Origin of the sequence: Streptococcus danieliae (genome assembly GCF_025447695.1) — a bacterium.
GTDB lineage: Bacteria > Bacillota > Bacilli > Lactobacillales > Streptococcaceae > Streptococcus > Streptococcus danieliae.
The window spans coordinates 1-18494 of record NZ_JAOBSU010000024.1 but is presented as its reverse complement, the minus strand read 5'-3'; the positions used below and the strand labels follow the sequence as shown (position 1 = coordinate 18494).

Annotated in this window: 11 protein-coding genes and 1 pseudogene; 8 read left to right on the top strand and 4 right to left on the bottom strand. The window is 43.8% G+C overall.

All coding sequences use genetic code 11. The features are described 5' to 3' along the window. Nucleotides 1-134 precede the first annotated feature (134 nt). The 6 genes and pseudogenes from N4310_RS08640 to N4310_RS02795 form a co-directional block, all read left to right on the top strand. Nucleotides 135-989 (top strand): annotated as a pseudogene (locus tag N4310_RS08640) (restriction endonuclease subunit S); the annotation flags it as partial. Between the two features lie 35 nt (nucleotides 990-1024). Next, a complete protein-coding gene (locus N4310_RS02815) occupies nucleotides 1025-1603 on the top strand; it encodes a restriction endonuclease subunit S (protein WP_262091992.1) in 579 nt (192 codons plus the stop codon). A gap of 62 nt (nucleotides 1604-1665) precedes the next feature. Then, a complete protein-coding gene (locus tag N4310_RS02810; protein WP_179923201.1) occupies nucleotides 1666-1893 on the top strand; it encodes a hypothetical protein in 228 nt (75 codons plus the stop codon). A gap of 29 nt (nucleotides 1894-1922) precedes the next feature. After that, nucleotides 1923-2261, top strand: a complete 339-nt coding sequence (locus tag N4310_RS02805; protein ID WP_179923200.1) for a type II toxin-antitoxin system RelE/ParE family toxin — start codon at nucleotides 1923-1925, stop codon at nucleotides 2259-2261. Beyond that, nucleotides 2251-3333: a HigA family addiction module antitoxin gene (locus N4310_RS02800; protein WP_262091990.1), complete on the top strand. Its 1083-nt coding sequence runs from the start codon at nucleotides 2251-2253 to the stop codon at nucleotides 3331-3333. Before N4310_RS02805 ends, N4310_RS02800 begins: the two co-directional genes overlap by 11 nt. A 246-nt stretch (nucleotides 3334-3579) precedes the next feature. Continuing rightward, complete coding sequence (locus tag N4310_RS02795; protein ID WP_262091989.1) at nucleotides 3580-6675, top strand: type I restriction endonuclease subunit R; 3096 nt, start codon at nucleotides 3580-3582, stop codon at nucleotides 6673-6675. Between the two features lie 119 nt (nucleotides 6676-6794). Here N4310_RS02795 and N4310_RS02790 read toward each other — a convergent pair whose 3' ends face one another. The 4 genes from N4310_RS02790 to N4310_RS02775 are packed head-to-tail and all read right to left on the bottom strand — an operon-like array spanning nucleotide 6795 to nucleotide 10425. Continuing rightward, nucleotides 6795-7745, bottom strand: coding sequence for a siderophore ABC transporter substrate-binding protein (locus tag N4310_RS02790; RefSeq protein ID WP_262091988.1), 951 nt, complete (start codon nucleotides 7743-7745; stop codon nucleotides 6795-6797). A gap of 17 nt (nucleotides 7746-7762) precedes the next feature. Then, on the bottom strand, nucleotides 7763-8518 hold the full coding sequence (locus N4310_RS02785; RefSeq protein ID WP_338092438.1) for an ATP-binding cassette domain-containing protein: 756 nt from the start codon (nucleotides 8516-8518) through the stop codon (nucleotides 7763-7765). Continuing rightward, nucleotides 8514-9482, bottom strand: a complete 969-nt coding sequence (locus N4310_RS02780; RefSeq protein WP_262091986.1) for an iron chelate uptake ABC transporter family permease subunit — start codon at nucleotides 9480-9482, stop codon at nucleotides 8514-8516. The genes N4310_RS02785 and N4310_RS02780 overlap by 5 nt, the downstream gene beginning before the upstream one ends. Continuing rightward, the gene (locus N4310_RS02775; RefSeq protein ID WP_179923812.1) at nucleotides 9466-10425 is read right to left on the bottom strand and encodes an iron ABC transporter permease; all 960 of its coding nucleotides are present in this window, start codon (nucleotides 10423-10425) and stop codon (nucleotides 9466-9468) included. The genes N4310_RS02780 and N4310_RS02775 overlap by 17 nt, the downstream gene beginning before the upstream one ends. Before the next feature lie 732 nt (nucleotides 10426-11157). Between N4310_RS02775 and rpoB the strand changes: the two genes are divergently transcribed. Together rpoB and rpoC are read left to right on the top strand one after the other, a co-directional pair. After that, nucleotides 11158-14724 carry a DNA-directed RNA polymerase subunit beta gene (gene rpoB / locus N4310_RS02770; protein ID WP_262091985.1) on the top strand — a complete coding sequence of 1189 codons (3567 nt, stop codon included), beginning with the start codon at nucleotides 11158-11160 and terminating at the stop codon, nucleotides 14722-14724. A gap of 26 nt (nucleotides 14725-14750) precedes the next feature. Then, a complete protein-coding gene (gene rpoC / locus N4310_RS02765; protein ID WP_262091984.1) occupies nucleotides 14751-18410 on the top strand; it encodes a DNA-directed RNA polymerase subunit beta' in 3660 nt (1219 codons plus the stop codon). Nucleotides 18411-18494: the final 84 nt, after the last annotated feature.

Genomic DNA, 18494 nt, shown 5'->3' with positions numbered 1-18494 from the left:
CTACACTACCAAATAGGAATACCTACTTATTTGAAATAAGGCGACAATAAGTATGAGTTTTTAGAGGTGCCCTTAAGTATTACTTAGGAAAATTTGAAGCTTATCAGAGAACGTATGTATTAACAAATTTTAGTGAGATAGTTAACGTAAAATATTTGTTTCACTATATTCGCTATGATTTAAAAAGGTATTTAGAATCAAATACAAAAAAAGCAGCGATGTCTTATATTGTGTTGTCAACTTTGAAAGAGTTCAAACTCCCCCTCCCTCCCCTTAAAATCCAACAAGAAATCGTTAAAATACTTGACAAATTCACGGATTATGTTACAGAATTGACCGCAGAATTGACCCTCCGTCAAAAGCAATACACTTATTATCGGGATAAACTTTTATCTTTTGAAGATGAGGTCTATCAGGTAGAGTGGAAGACCTTGGGAGAGGTGGCTGATAACTTAGATAGCTTGCGTAAACCGGTAACTAAGGGTGAACGTGTCTCTGGTAAATATCCATACTATGGTGCTTCAGGTATGGTTGATTACGTGGATGACTATATTTTTGATGGTGATTATTTATTAGTGTCCGAGGATGGTGCTAATTTACTTGCAAGGAGAACACCAATAGCTTTTTCTATAACTGGAAAATCGTGGGTTAATAATCATGCGCACGTTTTGAAGTTTGATAATGCTGTTGATAGGAAGTATGTCAGTTATTACTTGAATCATATTGATTTAACGCCGTATATTTCTGGAGCTGCACAACCTAAACTCAATCAACAAAATTTAAATACAATTAAATTACCCTATCCGAAACAGGAGGTAAGAAGTAAAATTGTCCAAGTTCTAGACAACTTTGATGCTGTTTGTAATGATCTCAATATAGGTCTGCCCAAGGAGATTGAACTGCGTCAAAAACAATATGAATATTTTCGAGAAAAACTCTTGACCTTCACCGCCGCAGGCGTGTACACTGACAGTACAGACAAGACCTGATTAGGCTCTTGAACTGGGTTTTTGGATCGATCCGGGTGTCTTTGGGAACTATCTGTGATTTTACACGAGGCAATGGTCTACAGAAAAAAGATTTTGTTGCCGAGGGTTTTCCTGTTATTCACTATGGACAGATTTATACCAAGTACGGTTTTTCTGCTAAAGAAACAGTATCGTTTGTCGAAAAGAATGTCTTTGACAAATTGAAAAAAGTCCAACCAGATGATATTGTGATGGCGACAACTTCTGAAAATGTTGAAGATGTTGGAAAAGCGTTAGTTTGGGAAGGTGAGATGGAAGTCGGAATTTCTGGAGATGCTTATGCTGTGAAAACAAGCCAGAATGCTAGGTTTTTGAATTATTTCTTTAAGTCTATCCATTTCCAAAGTCAAAAAGAGAGGAAGGTGACGGGGACAAAAGTTATTCGAATTAATGCAAAAGATATGGAGAATTTTGTAATAGTTCTTCCATCCCTAGCTATCCAATCCCGCCTTGTTTCCATTTTGGATAAGTTTGATGAATTGACGATGTCTATTTCTTATGGCTTGCCGCACGAAATCGAACTGCGTCAAAAACAATATGAATATGTTCGAGACCAATTATTCAAATTCGATTAGACTAAAAGCAAGAGAGGTTCTTCCTTCTTCTTGCTTTTTTGCTACAATGAAGATGAGGGAGGATGGTTTTAGGTGATTGGACCGCTACCTTAGATAGGGCACTGGAACAGCTTAATCAAGGGGATGTGGAGATTTTCTTTAGTGTTGAAGATTGGGAAAGAGCTTCTGAAGCTGATGTGCAACCTGAGATGAGTAAAACTTCTGATAATTTTCGAATTATTTTATACAAGAGGAGAATTCTTTTACAAGAGAAATTAAAAAGGTGTATAATAAAATTACCTGAAGGGTAATCTAGGTGAAAATTATGGAAGGAGTCTGGATGCAAATCCACTATAACAATAAAAATGTTGAAAAGCAGTGTACGGATTTGAGAAGAGCGAAGAAAGATTTTTCCGTAAAAATTGCGCTCAAATTGCATAAATTGATACAATTTATTGAGAGTGCGGATAATCTCGCTTCAGTCGTTGCTTTTCCAACTTATCATTTCCATGATTTGAAAGGATCTAGGACGGGACAGTATGCTTTGGATATTGACGGTCGAAGAAGTTCCTATAGGCTTCTTGTCTGCTTTGAGGAAGATAAAGAAACAGTCTTCTCCAGTGCTCAAACTATAAAAATTATTCAAGTTGAGGAGGTAAGTAATCATTATGGCTTATAATATCAAGAATTATAAAGAGCTGATAGCTTTCCACCCAGGTTCTTATGTAGAAGAAATTATCGAAGATTTGAATATTTCACAAGAGGAGTTTGCAGAACGTCTGGGTACAACTCCTAAAACCATCAGTAAGTTAGTTAACGGTGAGATTTCACTCAGTAGAGATCTAGCCAATAAATTATGTAAGCTGACAGGAATTTCAATAGTGACCTGGTTAAATCTCCAAGCTAATTTCGATACTAAAGTGATAGAGATAGAGGAGCGCCAGAATCAGGAAGAGAGAGATATTTGTGAGATGATTGATTTCAATTATTTTAAGAAACATGGTTTCATTTCTGAGGGGAGATATCCTGTGGAAAAGAAGATAATAGAACTTAGAAAGTTATTTCAAATTTCTAATCTTTCCTATCTAACACAATTCAATCATCTTGTCAGTTATCGTAATACCAAAGGCTTTGATGAACCTTCCATTGTAAATTCCAATGTTATGTTGGAATTGGCTATAAAACTAGCTAGAGATGCTGATACGAGATTTGATAAGAAAAAACTAGAAAAGATATTGCCGGAATTACGAGCCATGACTTTGCAAGAAAGTGGAGAGTTTTATCCTGTCTTGAAGTCAAAATTATCGGAGTGCGGTATCAGCTTAGTTGCTTTGCCAAAATTAAAAAATGCAAACTTGAATGGAGCAACTAAAAAATTTAAAAACGGTAGTGTCCTCGTATTGCTAACTGATAGAAATAAAAGTTCAGATATTTTTTGGTTTTCTCTTTTCCATGAATTAGGCCATATTTTACACAATGATTTTTACTCAGACTATGATGATGTCGAGGGCTACCAGGAAAAGGAAAGGAAAGCAGATCTTTTTGCTCAAGAATTACTAATCAAAAAGGATGACTATGAAGTATTTCTATCAGAAGAATCTTTTGATAAGTCTTCAATTTTGCAATTCGCTCAGAAACTTGAACTTCATCCAAGTATTATACTTGGAAGACTTCAAAAGGATGGTTATGTTTCCTATGGAAGTTACCAGGAATTAAAAATTAACTACAATATTGTTATTGAGAATTGTTGATAATAATGTAGATATTTTAAATAAGGAGGCTGGGACAAAAGTCTAGCCTCATTGACTTTGGTTAGCAAAATGCCTTTGACGCAGTAGCTGATTGCCCTCTTCGTTCGCTTTTCAAGCTCGGAAGAGGGCCTAATCAGCCTTGCGGGGGTGGGACTACGAACTAAATTTTTTCAAATTTAGTTCTGTCCCACTCCCTTTTTTTGTTATACTTTAAGTGAGAAATTGCAATTATAACAAGGAGTAATCATGGCTAAAAGGATACAAATGGAGCCGATTTTAGAATCGAATAATTTTATTGTTTTGGATAAGTACATCAAATCTGAACAAGCGGGGACCTACCAAACGGAGGCTGATTTAGAGCGTGAGTTGCTTACGGATTTGCAGCATCAGGGCTATGAGTATCTGAACTATATCACCTCACATAAAGCCCTTCTGGCTAACCTTAAAATTCAGCTGGAAAGCCTTAACCAGGTGACTTTTTCTGAGGCAGAATGGCAGCGTTTTTTGGAGGAATACCTGAATCGACCTGGTGATAGTTTGATTGATCGAACTCGTAAACTCCACGATAACTATATTTATGACTTTAGATTTGATGATGGTCATATTGAAAATATCTATCTTTGGGACAAGAAAAATATCAATCGGAATAGATTACAAGTGATTAACCAGGTGAAGCAGGTTGGATCAAGTGCGAATCGCTATGATGTGACGATTCTGGTCAATGGTCTCCCCTTGGTGCAAATTGAGCTTAAAAAGCGTGGTGTAGCGATTCGTGAAGCTTTTAATCAAGTTCATCGTTACAGTAAAGAAAGCTTTAATGAAGAGTACTCGTTGTTTAAATATCTTCAGTTGTTTGTCATTTCAAATGGAACAGACACACGTTATTTTGCGAATACCACTAAGCGGGAGAAAAATTCCTTTGATTTTACCATGAATTGGGCTTTAAAAAATAATGAACCCATCAAAGATTTGAAGGATTTTACAGCAACGTTCTTTAGTCAGCAAACTTTGTTGAATGTTCTCATTAACTATTCGGTATTTGATACGAGTAATACGCTTCTTATCATGCGTCCTTATCAGATTGCAGCGACCGAGCGCATTATTTGGAAGATCCGTTCGGCAATTGCAAGCAATATTAAGAGTGGGCCTGAAACCGGGGGTTATATCTGGCACACAACTGGTTCCGGAAAAACTTTGACGAGTTTCAAGGCAGCAAGGCTTGCGACCGAGATGGATGAGGTGGACAAGGTTTTCTTTGTGGTGGATCGAAAAGATTTGGACTATCAAACCATGAAAGAATACCAATGTTTTTCACCGGACTCGGTGAATGGATCCAATAGTACGGCTGGCCTCAAGCGGAATATTGAAAAAGATGATAATAAGATTGTTGTGACGACGATTCAAAAGTTGAATCATTTCATGTCAAAAGAAACCCAGCATGAAATCTATAACAAGCAAGTTGTTTTTATCTTTGACGAATGCCACCGATCGCAGTTTGGTGAAGCGCAGAAGCGTTTGAAGAAAAAGTTCAGGAAGTATTGTCAGTTTGGGTTCACAGGAACACCGATTAAGGTAGAAAATGCTCTAGGGAGTGAAACGACAGCCTCGGTTTTTGGCCGAGAGTTGCATGCGTATGTCATTACCGATGCTATTCGCGACCAAAAGGTTTTGAAATTTAAGGTCGACTATAATGATGTCCGTCCTCAGTTTAGGTTAAAGGAGAAGGAGCAAGATTTAGAAAAATTATCAGCTGCAGAGAATAAAAAAGCGCTACTTCATCCAACGCGAATTGCAGAGATTTCAACTTATATCTTGGACCATTTTAATCAAAAGACGCATCGACAAAATGGCAAAGGATTTAATGCCATGTTTGCTGTTTCGAGTGTGGATGCAGCCAAGGCCTATTACCAAAAATTAAAGATTCAGCAAGTAGGAACAGCTAAGCCTTTGAAAATTGCTACAATCTTTTCTTATGCAGCTAATGAGGAGCAAGCTGCTATTGGTGAAATTGATGATGAAAATTTCAGCCCAACTGATTTAGCAGATACCAGTAGTAAGGAATTTTTAAGTGCTTGTATTCAGGACTACAATCAACTTTTTCAGACGAATTTCAGTATTAATGGTAATGATTTTCAAAATTATTACCGCGATTTAGCTAAGCGAGTAAAATCTGGTGAAGTTGATCTACTGATTGTTGTTGGGATGTTCTTGACAGGTTTTGATGCGCCAACTTTGAATACTCTTTTTGTGGATAAGAATTTACGCTACCACGGGCTGATCCAAGCTTTTTCCAGAACAAATCGGATTTATGATGCGACCAAGTCTTTTGGAAATATTGTAACCTTCCGTGATTTGGAGCAGGCGACAAAAGATGCCATTAAGCTTTTTGGAAAGACCGAGACGGCGGATGTTTTATTAGAGCGTTCCTATGATGAATATATGAAAGGTTATACAGAAAATGGCAAACAGCAAAAGGGATATTTAGAGCTTGTTCAAGAGTTGCAGGAGAAGTTCCCGAATCCGGCAGCAATTGATAAGGAAAAGGATAAAAAGGAATTTGTAACCTTGTTTGGGCAGTTCCTACGTTTGGATAATATTTTGCAGAATTACGATGATTTCGTGAGTTTGCAGGCTTTACAAGAGTTAGAACTATCGAATCCTGAGGCTGTGGAAAATTTCAAAGAACGTTTTTATCTCAACGATGAGAAACTAGAAGAACTTTCGCAGCTAGATATCCCAAGTGCTCGTGAAATCCAAGATTACCGTTCTACTTATAATGATATTAAATCTTGGTATGACAATGAACGTCGGAATCAGCAGGATAGCGAATCTACAATTGATTGGGATACGGTCGTTTTTGAGGTCGAATTATTAAAATCTCAGGAAATCAACTTAGATTATATTTTGGAATTGATCTTTGAAACGAATCAAAAAGGAACGGACAAAGATCAGTTGATTGAAGAAATTAGAGGAACGATTCGTGCTAGTCTAGGTCAGCGTGCCAAGGAAAGTTTGATTATCGATTTTATTCAGAGTAGTAATCTAGATCGTTTTACAGATAAGTCTGATATTTTAGAACAATTTTATACTTTTGCTCGTACGAAGCAGAAGGAGGCAGTAGCTGAATTAATTGAATCAGAAGGTTTGAATCAAGAGAGTGCACGACGTTATATTCAAACTTCCCTCAAAAATGAACATGTCAGTGAAAACGGGAATGCCCTAAATGAAACCTTGCCAAAAATGAGTCCCCTTAATCCGCAGTATCATACTAAGAAACAAACTGTTTTTACAAAAATTGTCGCTTTGGTGGAGAAATTCAAGGGAATTGGTGGAGACTTTTAAAAGTCTTTACACAGTCTTATAAAGTTGCCCTCCACCTGGATGGTGAACTGCTGCCGATCATTTTTAGACAAAAAACCAGGAATTCCCCTCGGATTCCTGGTTTTTACTTTATGTGAATGTTATTTTCCAGCCCAGTCTTTGACGTCCTTGAGCATCAATTCAGTGGATTCGAGTCCGCCTTGGCTGAGGTACCAAACGTCGGAGCTGAGTTGGATGATGGCTTTGTCCTGAGCGGCCTTGGTTTCCTGCACCAGAGCATTGTCCAGCAGGTCTTTAGTGGTGGTGTCGTCGCCACCGATAGCCAGCGTTCGGTTGATGACGAAGATCATGTCGGGGTTGATTTCGTGGATGCCCTCGAAGCTGATTTCCTGTCCGTGACGAGAGTCCTTAATATCTGCCTTTGTTGGGTTAAAATGTAAGGTCTCGTAGAGGAAGGCGTAGCGGGATTCTGGGCCAAAGGCTGAGATCTGTCCCTCATTGAGCATAAGGGTAAGGGCCTGTTTATCCGATTTGTCGTTGAGGCCAGCCAGTTGGTCGATTTCCTTGTCCAAGGCTGCGACTTTTTCTTGGGCCTGGTCAACGCTTTCTTGGCCGAAGAGGCTGGCCAGGGCTAGGATGTTCGCCTTGGTTGTAGGCCAGTAGTTTGTGTTGGGATTTTCAAAATAAATGGTTGGGGCGATTTGTGACAATTGCTCGAGGGATTCTTCAGTCCGTCTTGAAGCGATGATGAGATCTGGTTTGAGCTTGGCGATAGCTTCCAAATCGGGCTCTTTGAGGCTGCCGACATTTTCAATGGTTTCTGGTAGGTTTTGCAGATAGCTTGGCAAGCCTTTTTTAGGAAGGCCAACCAGTTGGTCTTCTTTACCGAGGGCGCGGAGAGTGTCTGCCGCTCCTAGGTCGAGGCTGACAATGCGTTGAGGATTGAGAGGGACTTCAACCTTGCCTTGCTTGCTGTTGATAGTGACAGTGTTTTCAGCCTTGACATCGGTAGACTCATTCTTTTGTCCGCAAGCGGCGAGGAAGAGGAGGCTAAGTCCTAGGACAAGGATAGAAATCAGTTTCTTGTTCATTAGTGTAAAATACCTTTCTAGTTTCGGTAGGTGCAAAGGGTTCGGCCCTGAACCTGGGTCAGGGTTAGATCCATGTCGTAGAGTTCATCGAGGATCGGCTTGAGCATGACTTCTTCGGTCGGTCCGCGATGGAAGATGTGGCCGTCCTTGAGGGCGACCATTTCATCGACATACTGGCTGGCCAGGTTGATGTCGTGCACAACCATTACAATGGTTTTACCCAGCTCATCGACCAGGCGGCGGAGCAGATCCATCATGGCGATACTCTGCTTGAGGTCCAGGTTGTTGAGGGGTTCATCCAACAGGATGAGCTCTGTATCCTGGGCCAGGACCATGCCAATGAGGGCCCGCTGTAGTTGTCCTCCAGAGAGCTGGTCGATGAAGCGGTCGCTGAGGTCGCTGATGTCCAAATAGTCTAAGACTTCTTGGATACGGGTTTCATCCTCTGGACGGGGCCGGCCTTGGTGGTAGGGGTAACGACCGAAGATAACCAGGTCATGAACCGTTAACCGGCTCTGGATATTGAGCCTTTGTTGTAGCAGGGTGAGTTCCTGAGCCAGTTCTTGCGAGCCCCAGGCTTGGAGTTCTTGTCCCTTGAGGACCAGGCGACCCTGGGTGCACTTATCCAGGCGGCAGAGGATGCGGAGCAAGCTCGATTTACCGGCCCCGTTAGGGCCGATGAAGGCCGTAAAACAACCTTGTGAGATGGTGAGGTTGATGTCCTCAAGGATAGGGCGCTTACAGTAGCTTTTATGGAGGTTCTGAATATCAATCATGTTTGGTGTTCTCCTTGTAAACGAGGTAGAAAAAGAGGCTGCCTCCGATGACCTCGATCAATTGGTTACTGGGAATCTGCAGCTGAAAAACCTGCTCCGATAAGAATTGGCTGAACACGAGTAGGCAAAAGCCAATCAGACTGGCAATCGGGAAGAGCCAGGAATGGTGGTAATCACTTAGGAAAAGGTAGCTGAGATTGGAGACAAGAAAGCCGAAGAAAAGAAGGGGGCCAACCAAGGCGGTACTACTGGCAACGAGTAGGACAACAGCCCAGAGAACTTGTTTTTGGACGAGTTGGGTCTGGACTCCAAGCAGGCCAGCAGTTTCTAGGTCTAAGGCTAATAAATCCAGTAGGGATGCCTTTTTTAGTAGGTAGATAGAGGCAAGTACAATAAGTACTGCTGCCAATCCGAGGACGGGGAGATTGATCCGTTGAAAGCTGGGGAGCAATTTGGCCTGTAGCTGGTCAAATTCGTTGGGATCTAAGAGAACCTGGAGGAAGATGCTAAGGCTCCGAAAGAGGGTTCCAAGTGCCATACAGGTTAGGAGAATCAGTATTAAATCCTGCTCCAAAAAGCGATTGAGGACTGGCTGGAGTAGGAGGAAAAAGAGTAGCTGAATCCCTAAGCTGACCCCAAACTCTGCTAGAGGTCCTAATTGCTGGGCTAGTAAGCTGTGACTGAAAAAGATAGTTGCTGTCTGAATCAGGACAAAGAGACTTTCCAGTCCTAAGAGGTTGGGACTGAGCAGGCGGTTGCCGGTCACCGTTTGAAAGCTGATGGTCGCAAAGGCGGTGGCTATTGCGACCAGGGTATAGCTGAAGAGCTTTTGTTGCCTAAGAAGCCAGAGAAAGTCCGGTAGCTCTGTCCAATCCCAAAAGAGATAGAGAAGAGAGAATAGGAGGCCAAGTAGTACAAGACCGGCTAGTCTCTTGATAGTGGGTTTAGGAATAGCTGGCATGGCGGTAGGACCTCCAAATTAAAATGAGAAAGACGAGACTACCAGCGATTCCTAGAATCAGGCTGATGGCCACTTCATAAGGGGCAATAATCGTCCGTGCAAGGATGTCAGCGACTAGGAGGAGACAGGCTCCGGCTAAAGCTGTGATGGTCTGGGATTTTTCCAAAGAATCCCCGTAGTAACGGCGAACGAGATTGGGGACCAGAACACCGACAAAAGGGAGACTCCCAACAGTGACCATGGTGAGACTAGTTGTCAGTGAGATTAGTAACAGAATCAGGAATTCGAGTTTCTTTTGAGGGACTCCCAGACTCTGACTAGTATCCGCACCCAAGCCCATGATATTGATAGCTGTTGCCAGACGGGAGCTAGCCAGAACCAGCAAGAGGCTGCCAAAAAGCCACTCGTACTGCTGGGTTTGGACCATGGCAAAGGATCCCTGGCTCCAGCTGCTGAGACTTTGGACTAACTCAAACTGGTAGGCTAGGAATTGTCCCCCTGCGCTGAGGAGGCCACCGTAGACCATTCCGACAAGCGGGAGGAGCCAGGGGGAGCTGGAAAAGAGCTTCCTTAGAATTTTCAGAAAAAAGATGCTAAAAAAAAGCGAGGTGCCCAGGGCCAGAATAATCTTCTGGGTGATGGTCGGGGCCGGTAAAAAGAGACTGAGGAGGATCCCCAGTTTGGCGGCATCCGTTGTGCCAATGGTTGATGGGGCTGCGAAAGAATTCTGGGTCAGGAGCTGCATGAGTAGGCCAGAGAGGCTGATTCCAGCACCAGCGAGAACGAGGCTGATGGTTCTTGGAATCCGGGATTCCAAGAGGAGGAGCTGACTGGCCTGGTTGCCGGAGAGCCAGTCTGACCAAGAGAAACTGCCAACTCCGATACTCAGAGATAGGAGGCAGAGGAGCAGGCAGGCTCCAGCCCAAAAACGAGGTTTGTTCATGGCTGTAATTGTATTAACACACTCCAATTTTGTTTGGGGAGGTGCTAATGATGTCCTTTCTGGTCTTATATAAGTAGTATCCTCTAGTTTGAATAGGGGAGATGATCAAAGGGGAATAGAATTTTAGGATTATCTCCTCGAAATCCATGGTTAAATAAGAAATCTATCTATATTGTTAAGATTAGCATAAGAAAAGCAGAGGGTCAAATATTTGTCAGATAATTCTCAGAAAAATTAAAAGCTTTCGACGGGGGTGGAGGGTCCGAGTATTTGGGGTTGAAAGACTTGGAGTAGGTGTTTCCGATTTTCCTTTCAAAGCCCTTGCTCTTTATTCCTATTTATGCTATAATTTTTTGAATCAGTTGTCGTTTGCTCTGCCGAAATATTGTCCGGTCGGAGCTTTCAGCAGTTAAATCATTCCGAAAACGAGTCGATTTAGCTGCTCTTTTTGTGTCTCATTTTAGTCTTTTTGAGGATTGTAATCTATTCTTAAATTTTCTAAAAATTATATAGTTATTTAGTTTACTTTTAGTACGAGGCAATGAGTCGTAGACAGTTCAAAAGCTCTGGTGGAGGTTTTGAACTTGCTAATAAAACTTTCGAAGAAAGTTTCAAAGAAGTACGGCAAGACGAATTAACAAAGTAATAAAAGATAAATTAAATGAATTTAAAAGGACAATGGGGAGCGGCTGGGCACAAGCCTGCGTCCAATAAAAAGAAGGAGTTATCAACTTGGCAGGACATGAAGTTCAGTATGGGAAACACCGTACACGTCGTAGTTTTTCAAGAATCAAAGAAGTTCTTGATTTACCAAATTTGATTGAAATCCAAACAGACTCATTTAAAGAATTCCTGGACCATGGTTTGAAAGAAGTATTCCAAGATGTACTTCCAATTTCAAACTTCACGGATACGATGGAGTTGGAGTTTGTCGGATACGAATTGCGGGAGCCAAAATATACACTTGAGGAAGCGCGTGCACATGATGCCAACCTTTCAGCTCCTATTTTTGTGACCTTCCGTCTTGTAAATAAGGAAACTGGGGAAATTAAAACTCAGGAAGTATTCTTTGGAGATTTCCCAATCATGACTGAAATGGGAACCTTTATCATCAATGGTGCTGAACGGATTATCGTATCCCAGTTGGTGCGCTCTCCTGGAGTTTACTTCAATGATAAAGTGGATAAGAACGGTAAAGTGGGTTATGGTTCAACTGTGATTCCTAACCGTGGAGCTTGGTTGGAGTTAGAAACAGACTCGAAAGACATTGCTTACACACGGATTGACCGGACGCGGAAGATTCCGTTTACCACTCTTGTTCGTGCTCTTGGATTCTCTGGTGATGATGAAATTATCGACATCTTTGGAGACAGCCTTCTTGTTCGCAACAGTATTGAAAAAGATGTCCACAAGAATCCAATGGATTCACGAACAGACGAGGCCTTGAAGGAAATTTATGAGCGCCTTCGTCCAGGTGAACCAAAAACGGCAGAGTCTTCTCGCAGCCTCTTGATCGCGCGTTTCTTCGATCCACGTCGGTACGACTTAGCTGCTGTTGGTCGTTATAAAATCAATAAAAAGCTCAACATCAAAACCCGTCTGTTGAACCAAACCTTGGCTGAGCCTTTGGTAGATGCAGAGACTGGTGAAATCCTTGTTGAAGCAGGAATAGTTATGACGCGTGACTTAATCGATCAGTTGGCTCCGCAATTGGACGGTGATCTCAATAAGATTGTCTACATTCCAAATGATTCAGCAGTCTTGACTGAGCCGGTGGTTCTTCAGAAATTTAAGGTTGTGTCACCTGTGGATCCTGATCGGGTTGTAACCATTATCGGAAATGGTAATCCAGATGAAAAAGTCCGGACTGTCACTCCAGCAGATATTTTGGCAGAAATGAGCTACTTCCTCAACCTTTCTGAAGGTATGGGACGGATCGATGACATTGACCACTTGGGAAATCGTCGGATCCGGACAGTTGGGGAACTTCTGGCCAACCAAGTTCGCCTTGGTTTGTCACGGATGGAGCGGAATGTCCGGGAGCGGATGAGTGTTCAGGATAATGAAGCTTTGACCCCTCAACAAATTATTAATATTCGCCCTGTAACTGCGGCTATTAAAGAATTCTTTGGATCTTCTCAGTTGTCCCAGTTCATGGACCAGCACAACCCTCTATCTGAGTTGTCTCACAAACGCCGTTTGTCTGCCTTGGGACCTGGTGGTTTGACACGGGATCGTGCGGGTTATGAGGTGCGGGACGTACACGCGACCCACTATGGTCGGATGTGTCCAATCGAGACCCCTGAGGGGCCTAACATCGGTTTGATTAACAACTTGGCCTCTTATGGTCATTTGAACAAATACGGCTTTATTCAAACCCCTTACCGCCGGGTTGACCGTGAAAAAGGTTTGGTAACCAACGAAATCGTGTGGTTGACAGCGGATGAAGAAGATGAGTACATCGTGGCTCAGTCGAATTCTGCCTTGGATGCAGAAGGACACTTCCTCTCTGATATCGTCATGGGACGTCATCGCGGAAATAACCAAGAGTATGCAGCAAGCTCTGTAGACTTCATGGACGTTTCTCCAAAACAGGTAGTTGCCGTCGCAACCGCATGTATTCCGTTCTTGGAAAACGATGACTCCAACCGGGCCCTCATGGGAGCCAACATGCAACGTCAGGCTGTGCCATTGATTGATCCGAAAGCCCCTTACGTTGGTACCGGTATGGAATACCAAGTTGCCCACGACTCTGGAGCAGCTGTTATCGCCAACCACGATGGTGTCGTAACGTATGCAGACGCTGATCGCGTTGAAGTCCGCCGTGAAGATGGTTCACTGGATATTTATAAAGTAACCAAATTCCGTCGTTCCAACTCAGGTACAGCCTACAACCAACGGACCTTGGTTAAGTTGGGTGATAAGGTAGAAAAAGGCGATTTCATCGCCGATGGACCATCCATGGAAAATGGGGAAATTGCCCTTGGACAAAACCCTATCGTGGCCTACATGACCTGGGAAGGGTACAACTTCGAGGATGCGGTTATCATGAGTGAACGTTTGGTCAAAGACGATGTTTACACGTCTGTGCATTTGGAAGAATACGAGTCTGAAACCCGTGATACCAAGTTAGGCCCTGAAGAAATTACCCGCGAAATTCCAAACGTTGGGCCAGATGCCCTTAGCCACTTGGATGAAATGGGAATTGTCCGCATCGGAGCAGAAGTTAAAGAAGGCGACATTCTTGTTGGTAAAGTGACACCAAAAGGTGAGAAGGACCTCTCCGCAGAGGAACGCCTCCTCCATGCGATCTTCGGTGATAAGTCACGTGAAGTTCGGGATACTTCTCTTCGGGTACCACATGGGGCCGACGGAGTTGTCCGTGATGTGAAGATCTTTACTCGTGCTAACGGTGATGAGCTTCAATCAGGGGTCAACATGCTGGTTCGTGTTTACATCGCTCAAAAACGTAAAATCAAGGTTGGGGATAAGATGGCCGGCCGCCACGGAAACAAGGGGGTTGTGTCTCGGATTGTTCCTGTAGAAGATATGCCATACCTTCCAGATGGAACACCGGTTGACATCATGCTGAACCCATTGGGGGTACCATCACGGATGAACATCGGTCAGGTAATGGAACTTCACTTGGGAATGGCCGCTCGGAACCTCGGAATCCACATTGCAACACCGGTTTTTGACGGAGCAAGTTCACAAGACTTGTGGGATACTGTTCGCGAAGCAGGTATGGACTCAGATGCCAAGACCGTCCTTTATGATGGTCGCACTGGTGAGCTGTTTGATAACCGTGTTTCTGTTGGGGTCATGTACATGATCAAGCTCCACCACATGGTTGACGATAAATTGCATGCCCGTTCTGTTGGACCTTACTCGATGGTTACTCAGCAACCATTGGGTGGTAAGGCACAATTCGGTGGACAGCGGTTCGGTGAGATGGAGGTTTGGGCTCTCGAAGCCTATGGCGCTTCCAATGTTCTTCAAGAAATTTTGACCTATAAATCAGATGATGTGAATGGTCGTCTTAAAGCGTATGAAGCGATTACCAAAGGTGATCCAATTCCAAAACCAGGTGTTCCAGAATCCTTCCGCGTTCTTGTCAAAGAATTGCAATCCTTGGGTCTAGATATGCGCGTGCTTGATGAAGATGATCAAGAAGTTGAATTGCGCGATTTGGATGAAGGGGAAGATAATGGCATCATCCATGTCGATGATTTGGAAAAAGCACGTGAAAAAGCTGCACGGGAAGCAAAAGAGGCTTTCGATGCAGATGAATCAAAATAAGTGAACCAAAAGAAAGGTAAGATAGAGTGGTTGATGTAAATCGTTTTAAAAGTATGCAAATCACACTCGCCTCTCCAAGCAAGGTCCGTTCATGGTCTTACGGAGAAGTCAAAAAACCAGAAACCATTAACTACCGGACTCTAAAGCCGGAGCGTGAAGGGCTTTTTGATGAGGTTATTTTTGGACCAACCAAGGACTGGGAGTGTGCCTGTGGGAAATACAAACGCCTTCGTTACAAAGGGATCATCTGTGACCGCTGTGGGGTTGAAGTAACCGAAGCTCGTGTGCGTCGGGAACGGATGGGTCATATTGAGTTGAAGGCTCCTGTATCCCATATCTGGTATTTCAAGGGAATCCCGAGCCGTATGGGCTTGACCCTCGACATGAGCCCGCGTGCTTTGGAAGAAGTTATTTACTTTGCGGCTTATGTTGTGATTGATCCGAAAGAAACGCCATTAGAGCACAAGTCAATCATGACCGAGCGTGAGTACCGGGAAAACCTTCGCCGCTATGGTTCTGGTTCCTTTGTTGCGAAAATGGGAGCGGAAGCAATCCAAGACTTGTTGAAACAAGTAAACTTGGAAGCGGAGATTAAAGAACTTAAAGCAGAACTCAAGTCTGCAACCGGTCAAAAACGGATTAAGGCTGTTCGTCGTTTGGATGTTTTGGATGCCTTCTACAAGTCTGGTAACAAACCGGAATGGATGATTCTAAACATCCTTCCGGTTATCCCACCAGATCTTCGTCCGATGGTTCAATTGGACGGTGGACGTTTTGCGGCTTCTGACCTTAATGACCTGTACCGTCGGGTTATCAACCGGAACAACCGCTTGGCGCGTCTGTTGGAGTTGAATGCACCGGGAATCATTGTGCAAAATGAAAAACGGATGTTGCAGGAAGCCGTTGATGCCTTGATTGACAATGGTCGTCGTGGTCGTCCAATCACAGGTCCAGGTAGCCGTCCGTTGAAATCCCTCAGCCACATGCTGAAAGGAAAACAAGGGCGTTTCCGTCAAAACTTGCTTGGAAAACGGGTTGACTTCTCTGGTCGTTCGGTTATCGCGGTTGGTCCAACCCTTAAAATGTACCAATGTGGTGTGCCGCGTGAAATGGCGATTGAGCTCTTCAAACCGTTTGTAATGCGGGAAATTGTAGCTCGGGATATCGTCCAAAACGTCAAAGCAGCTAAAAAATTAGTAGAACGTGGCGACGAGCGTATCTGGGACATCTTGGAAGATGTGATCAAAGAACACCCAGTTCTGTTGAACCGCGCACCGACCCTTCACCGTTTGGGAATCCAGGCCTTTGAACCTGTTCTGATCGATGGTAAGGCCATCCGTTTGCACCCACTGGTGTGTGAGGCCTACAATGCCGACTTTGACGGAGACCAAATGGCCATCCACGTGCCCCTATCTGAAGAAGCTCAAGCAGAAGCACGGATTTTGATGTTGGCCGCTGAGCATATCTTGAACCCGAAAGACGGGAAGCCAGTTGTAACCCCATCTCAGGACATGGTTTTGGGGAACTACTACTTGACTATGGAAGAAGCTGGACGTGAAGGCGAAGGCATGGTCTTCAAGGATGCGGATGAAGCGATCATGGCATGGCGTAATGGCTTGGTGCATGTTCATACCCGTGTTGGTATTGCGACCGATAAGTTGGATAAACCTTGGTCAGAGTACCAACAAGGGAAGATCATGGTCACAACTGTTGGTAAGATCTTGTTTAATGCCATCATGCCAGCAGAATTGCCATACCTCCAAGAACCAACCAATGATAACTTGGTCAAGGGGGTTCCAGATAAGTACTTCTTGGAATCTGGTCAAAATATCCATAAAGTTTTGGCTGATTTGGAATTGAATGTTCCATTCAAAAAGAAAAATCTTGGAAATATCATCGCTGAAATCTTCAAACGTTTCCGGACAACAGAAACCTCTGCGCTCTTGGACCGCTTGAAAGATTTGGGTTATTATCATTCAACCCTCGCTGGCTTGACAGTGGGAATTGCGGATATCCCAGTTATTGCGAATAAAGAAGAAATCATCGAAACCTCTCATGAGCGGGTTGAACAAATTTCCAAACAATTCCGTCGGGGTATGATCACCGATGATGAGCGTTACAATGCCGTTACAGGTGAGTGGCGTGCAGCCAAAGAGCGTTTGGAAAATGCCTTGACTGCTAGCCAGAATCCGAAGAACCCAATCGTTATGATGATGGACTCCGGAGCCCGGGGTAACATCTCCAACTTCTCCCAGTTGGCCGGAATGCGTGGTTTGATGGCTGCTCCGAACGGACGAATCATGGAATTGCCAATCCTGTCTAACTTCCGTGAAGGTTTGTCTGTCTTGGAAATGTTCTTCTCCACCCACGGTGCACGTAAGGGTATGACGGATACGGCCTTGAAGACCGCCGATTCTGGTTACTTGACCCGTCGTTTGGTTGACGTTGCCCAAGACGTTATTATCCGAGAGGATGATTGTGGAACCGATCGTGGTCTCTTGATTCGCTCCATCACTGATGGTAAGGAAATGATTGAGTCCTTGGAAGAGCGTTTGGCTGGTCGTTATACTAAGAAGACGGTTAAACACCCAGAAACAGGTGAGGTCTTGGTTGGTCCAAATATCTTGATTACAGAAGACTTGGCCCGGACTATTGTTGCAGCAGGTGTTGAAGAAATAACGATTCGCTCTGTCTTCACATGTAACACCCGTCATGGAGTTTGCCGTCACTGTTACGGAATCAACTTGGCGACAGGTGATGCAGTTGAAGTTGGTGAAGCCGTTGGTACCATCGCCGCTCAATCCATCGGTGAGCCTGGTACCCAGTTGACCATGCGGACTTTCCACACGGGAGGGGTTGCTTCCAATACCGATATCACCCAGGGTCTTCCTCGGGTTCAGGAAATCTTTGAAGCCCGTAATCCAAAAGGGGAAGCGGTTATCACCGAAGTTAAGGGTGAAGTTGTGGCCATTGAAGAGGACGCCTCAACACGGACTAAGAAAGTCTTTGTGGAAGGCCCACTTGGTCAGGGCGAGTATGTTGTACCATTTACAGCACGGATGAAGGTCGAAGTTGGTGACCAGGTCGCTCGTGGTGCAGCGCTTACTGAAGGATCTATCCAACCAAAACACTTGCTGGCTGTTCGTGATGTACTGTCCGTTGAAACCTATCTATTGGCTGAGGTTCAAAAAGTTTACCGTAGCCAAGGGGTGGAAATCGGTGACAAACACATTGAGGTCATGGTTCGTCAAATGATCCGTAAAGTGCGTGTCATGGATCCAGGAGATACAGACCTTCTCATGGGTACCTTGATGGATATCACCGACTTTACAGATGCTAACCGTGATGTATTGATCTCAGGTGGGGTTCCAGCGACAGCTCGTCCAGTCTTGATGGGAATTACCAAGGCTTCCTTGGAAACCAATTCCTTCCTTTCTGCGGCTTCCTTCCAGGAAACCACTCGTGTCCTTACAGATGCGGCGATCCGTGGTAAGAAGGACCATCTCCTTGGCTTGAAGGAAAATGTTATCATTGGTAAGATTATTCCTGCAGGTACAGGTATGGCTCGTTACCGGAACTTGGAACCAAAAGCTGTCAATGAAGTCGAAACCATTGAGGAGTTGATGGCTCCAGAATTGGAAGTTGAAAAAGAAACCATTGAAGAAGATTTGACAGTTGAATCTTAAGCGTAAAAAGGGAGTGGGACAGAACTAATTTTTTTCAAAATTAGTTCGTAGTCCCACCCCCGCAAGGTTGATTAGGTCGGGTTC

Coding starts and splice junctions, on each gene's coding strand:
- N4310_RS02805 (WP_179923200.1), top strand. CDS start 1,923: ATGCAAATCCACTATAACAATAAAAATGTTGAAAAGCAGTGTACGGAT.
- N4310_RS02800 (WP_262091990.1), top strand. CDS start 2,251: ATGGCTTATAATATCAAGAATTATAAAGAGCTGATAGCTTTCCACCCA.
- N4310_RS02810 (WP_179923201.1), top strand. CDS start 1,666: ATGGTTTTAGGTGATTGGACCGCTACCTTAGATAGGGCACTGGAACAG.
- N4310_RS02790 (WP_262091988.1), bottom strand. CDS start 7,745: ATGAACAAGAAACTGATTTCTATCCTTGTCCTAGGACTTAGCCTCCTC.
- N4310_RS02775 (WP_179923812.1), bottom strand. CDS start 10,425: ATGAACAAACCTCGTTTTTGGGCTGGAGCCTGCCTGCTCCTCTGCCTC.
- N4310_RS02795 (WP_262091989.1), top strand. CDS start 3,580: ATGGCTAAAAGGATACAAATGGAGCCGATTTTAGAATCGAATAATTTT.
- N4310_RS02780 (WP_262091986.1), bottom strand. CDS start 9,482: ATGCCAGCTATTCCTAAACCCACTATCAAGAGACTAGCCGGTCTTGTA.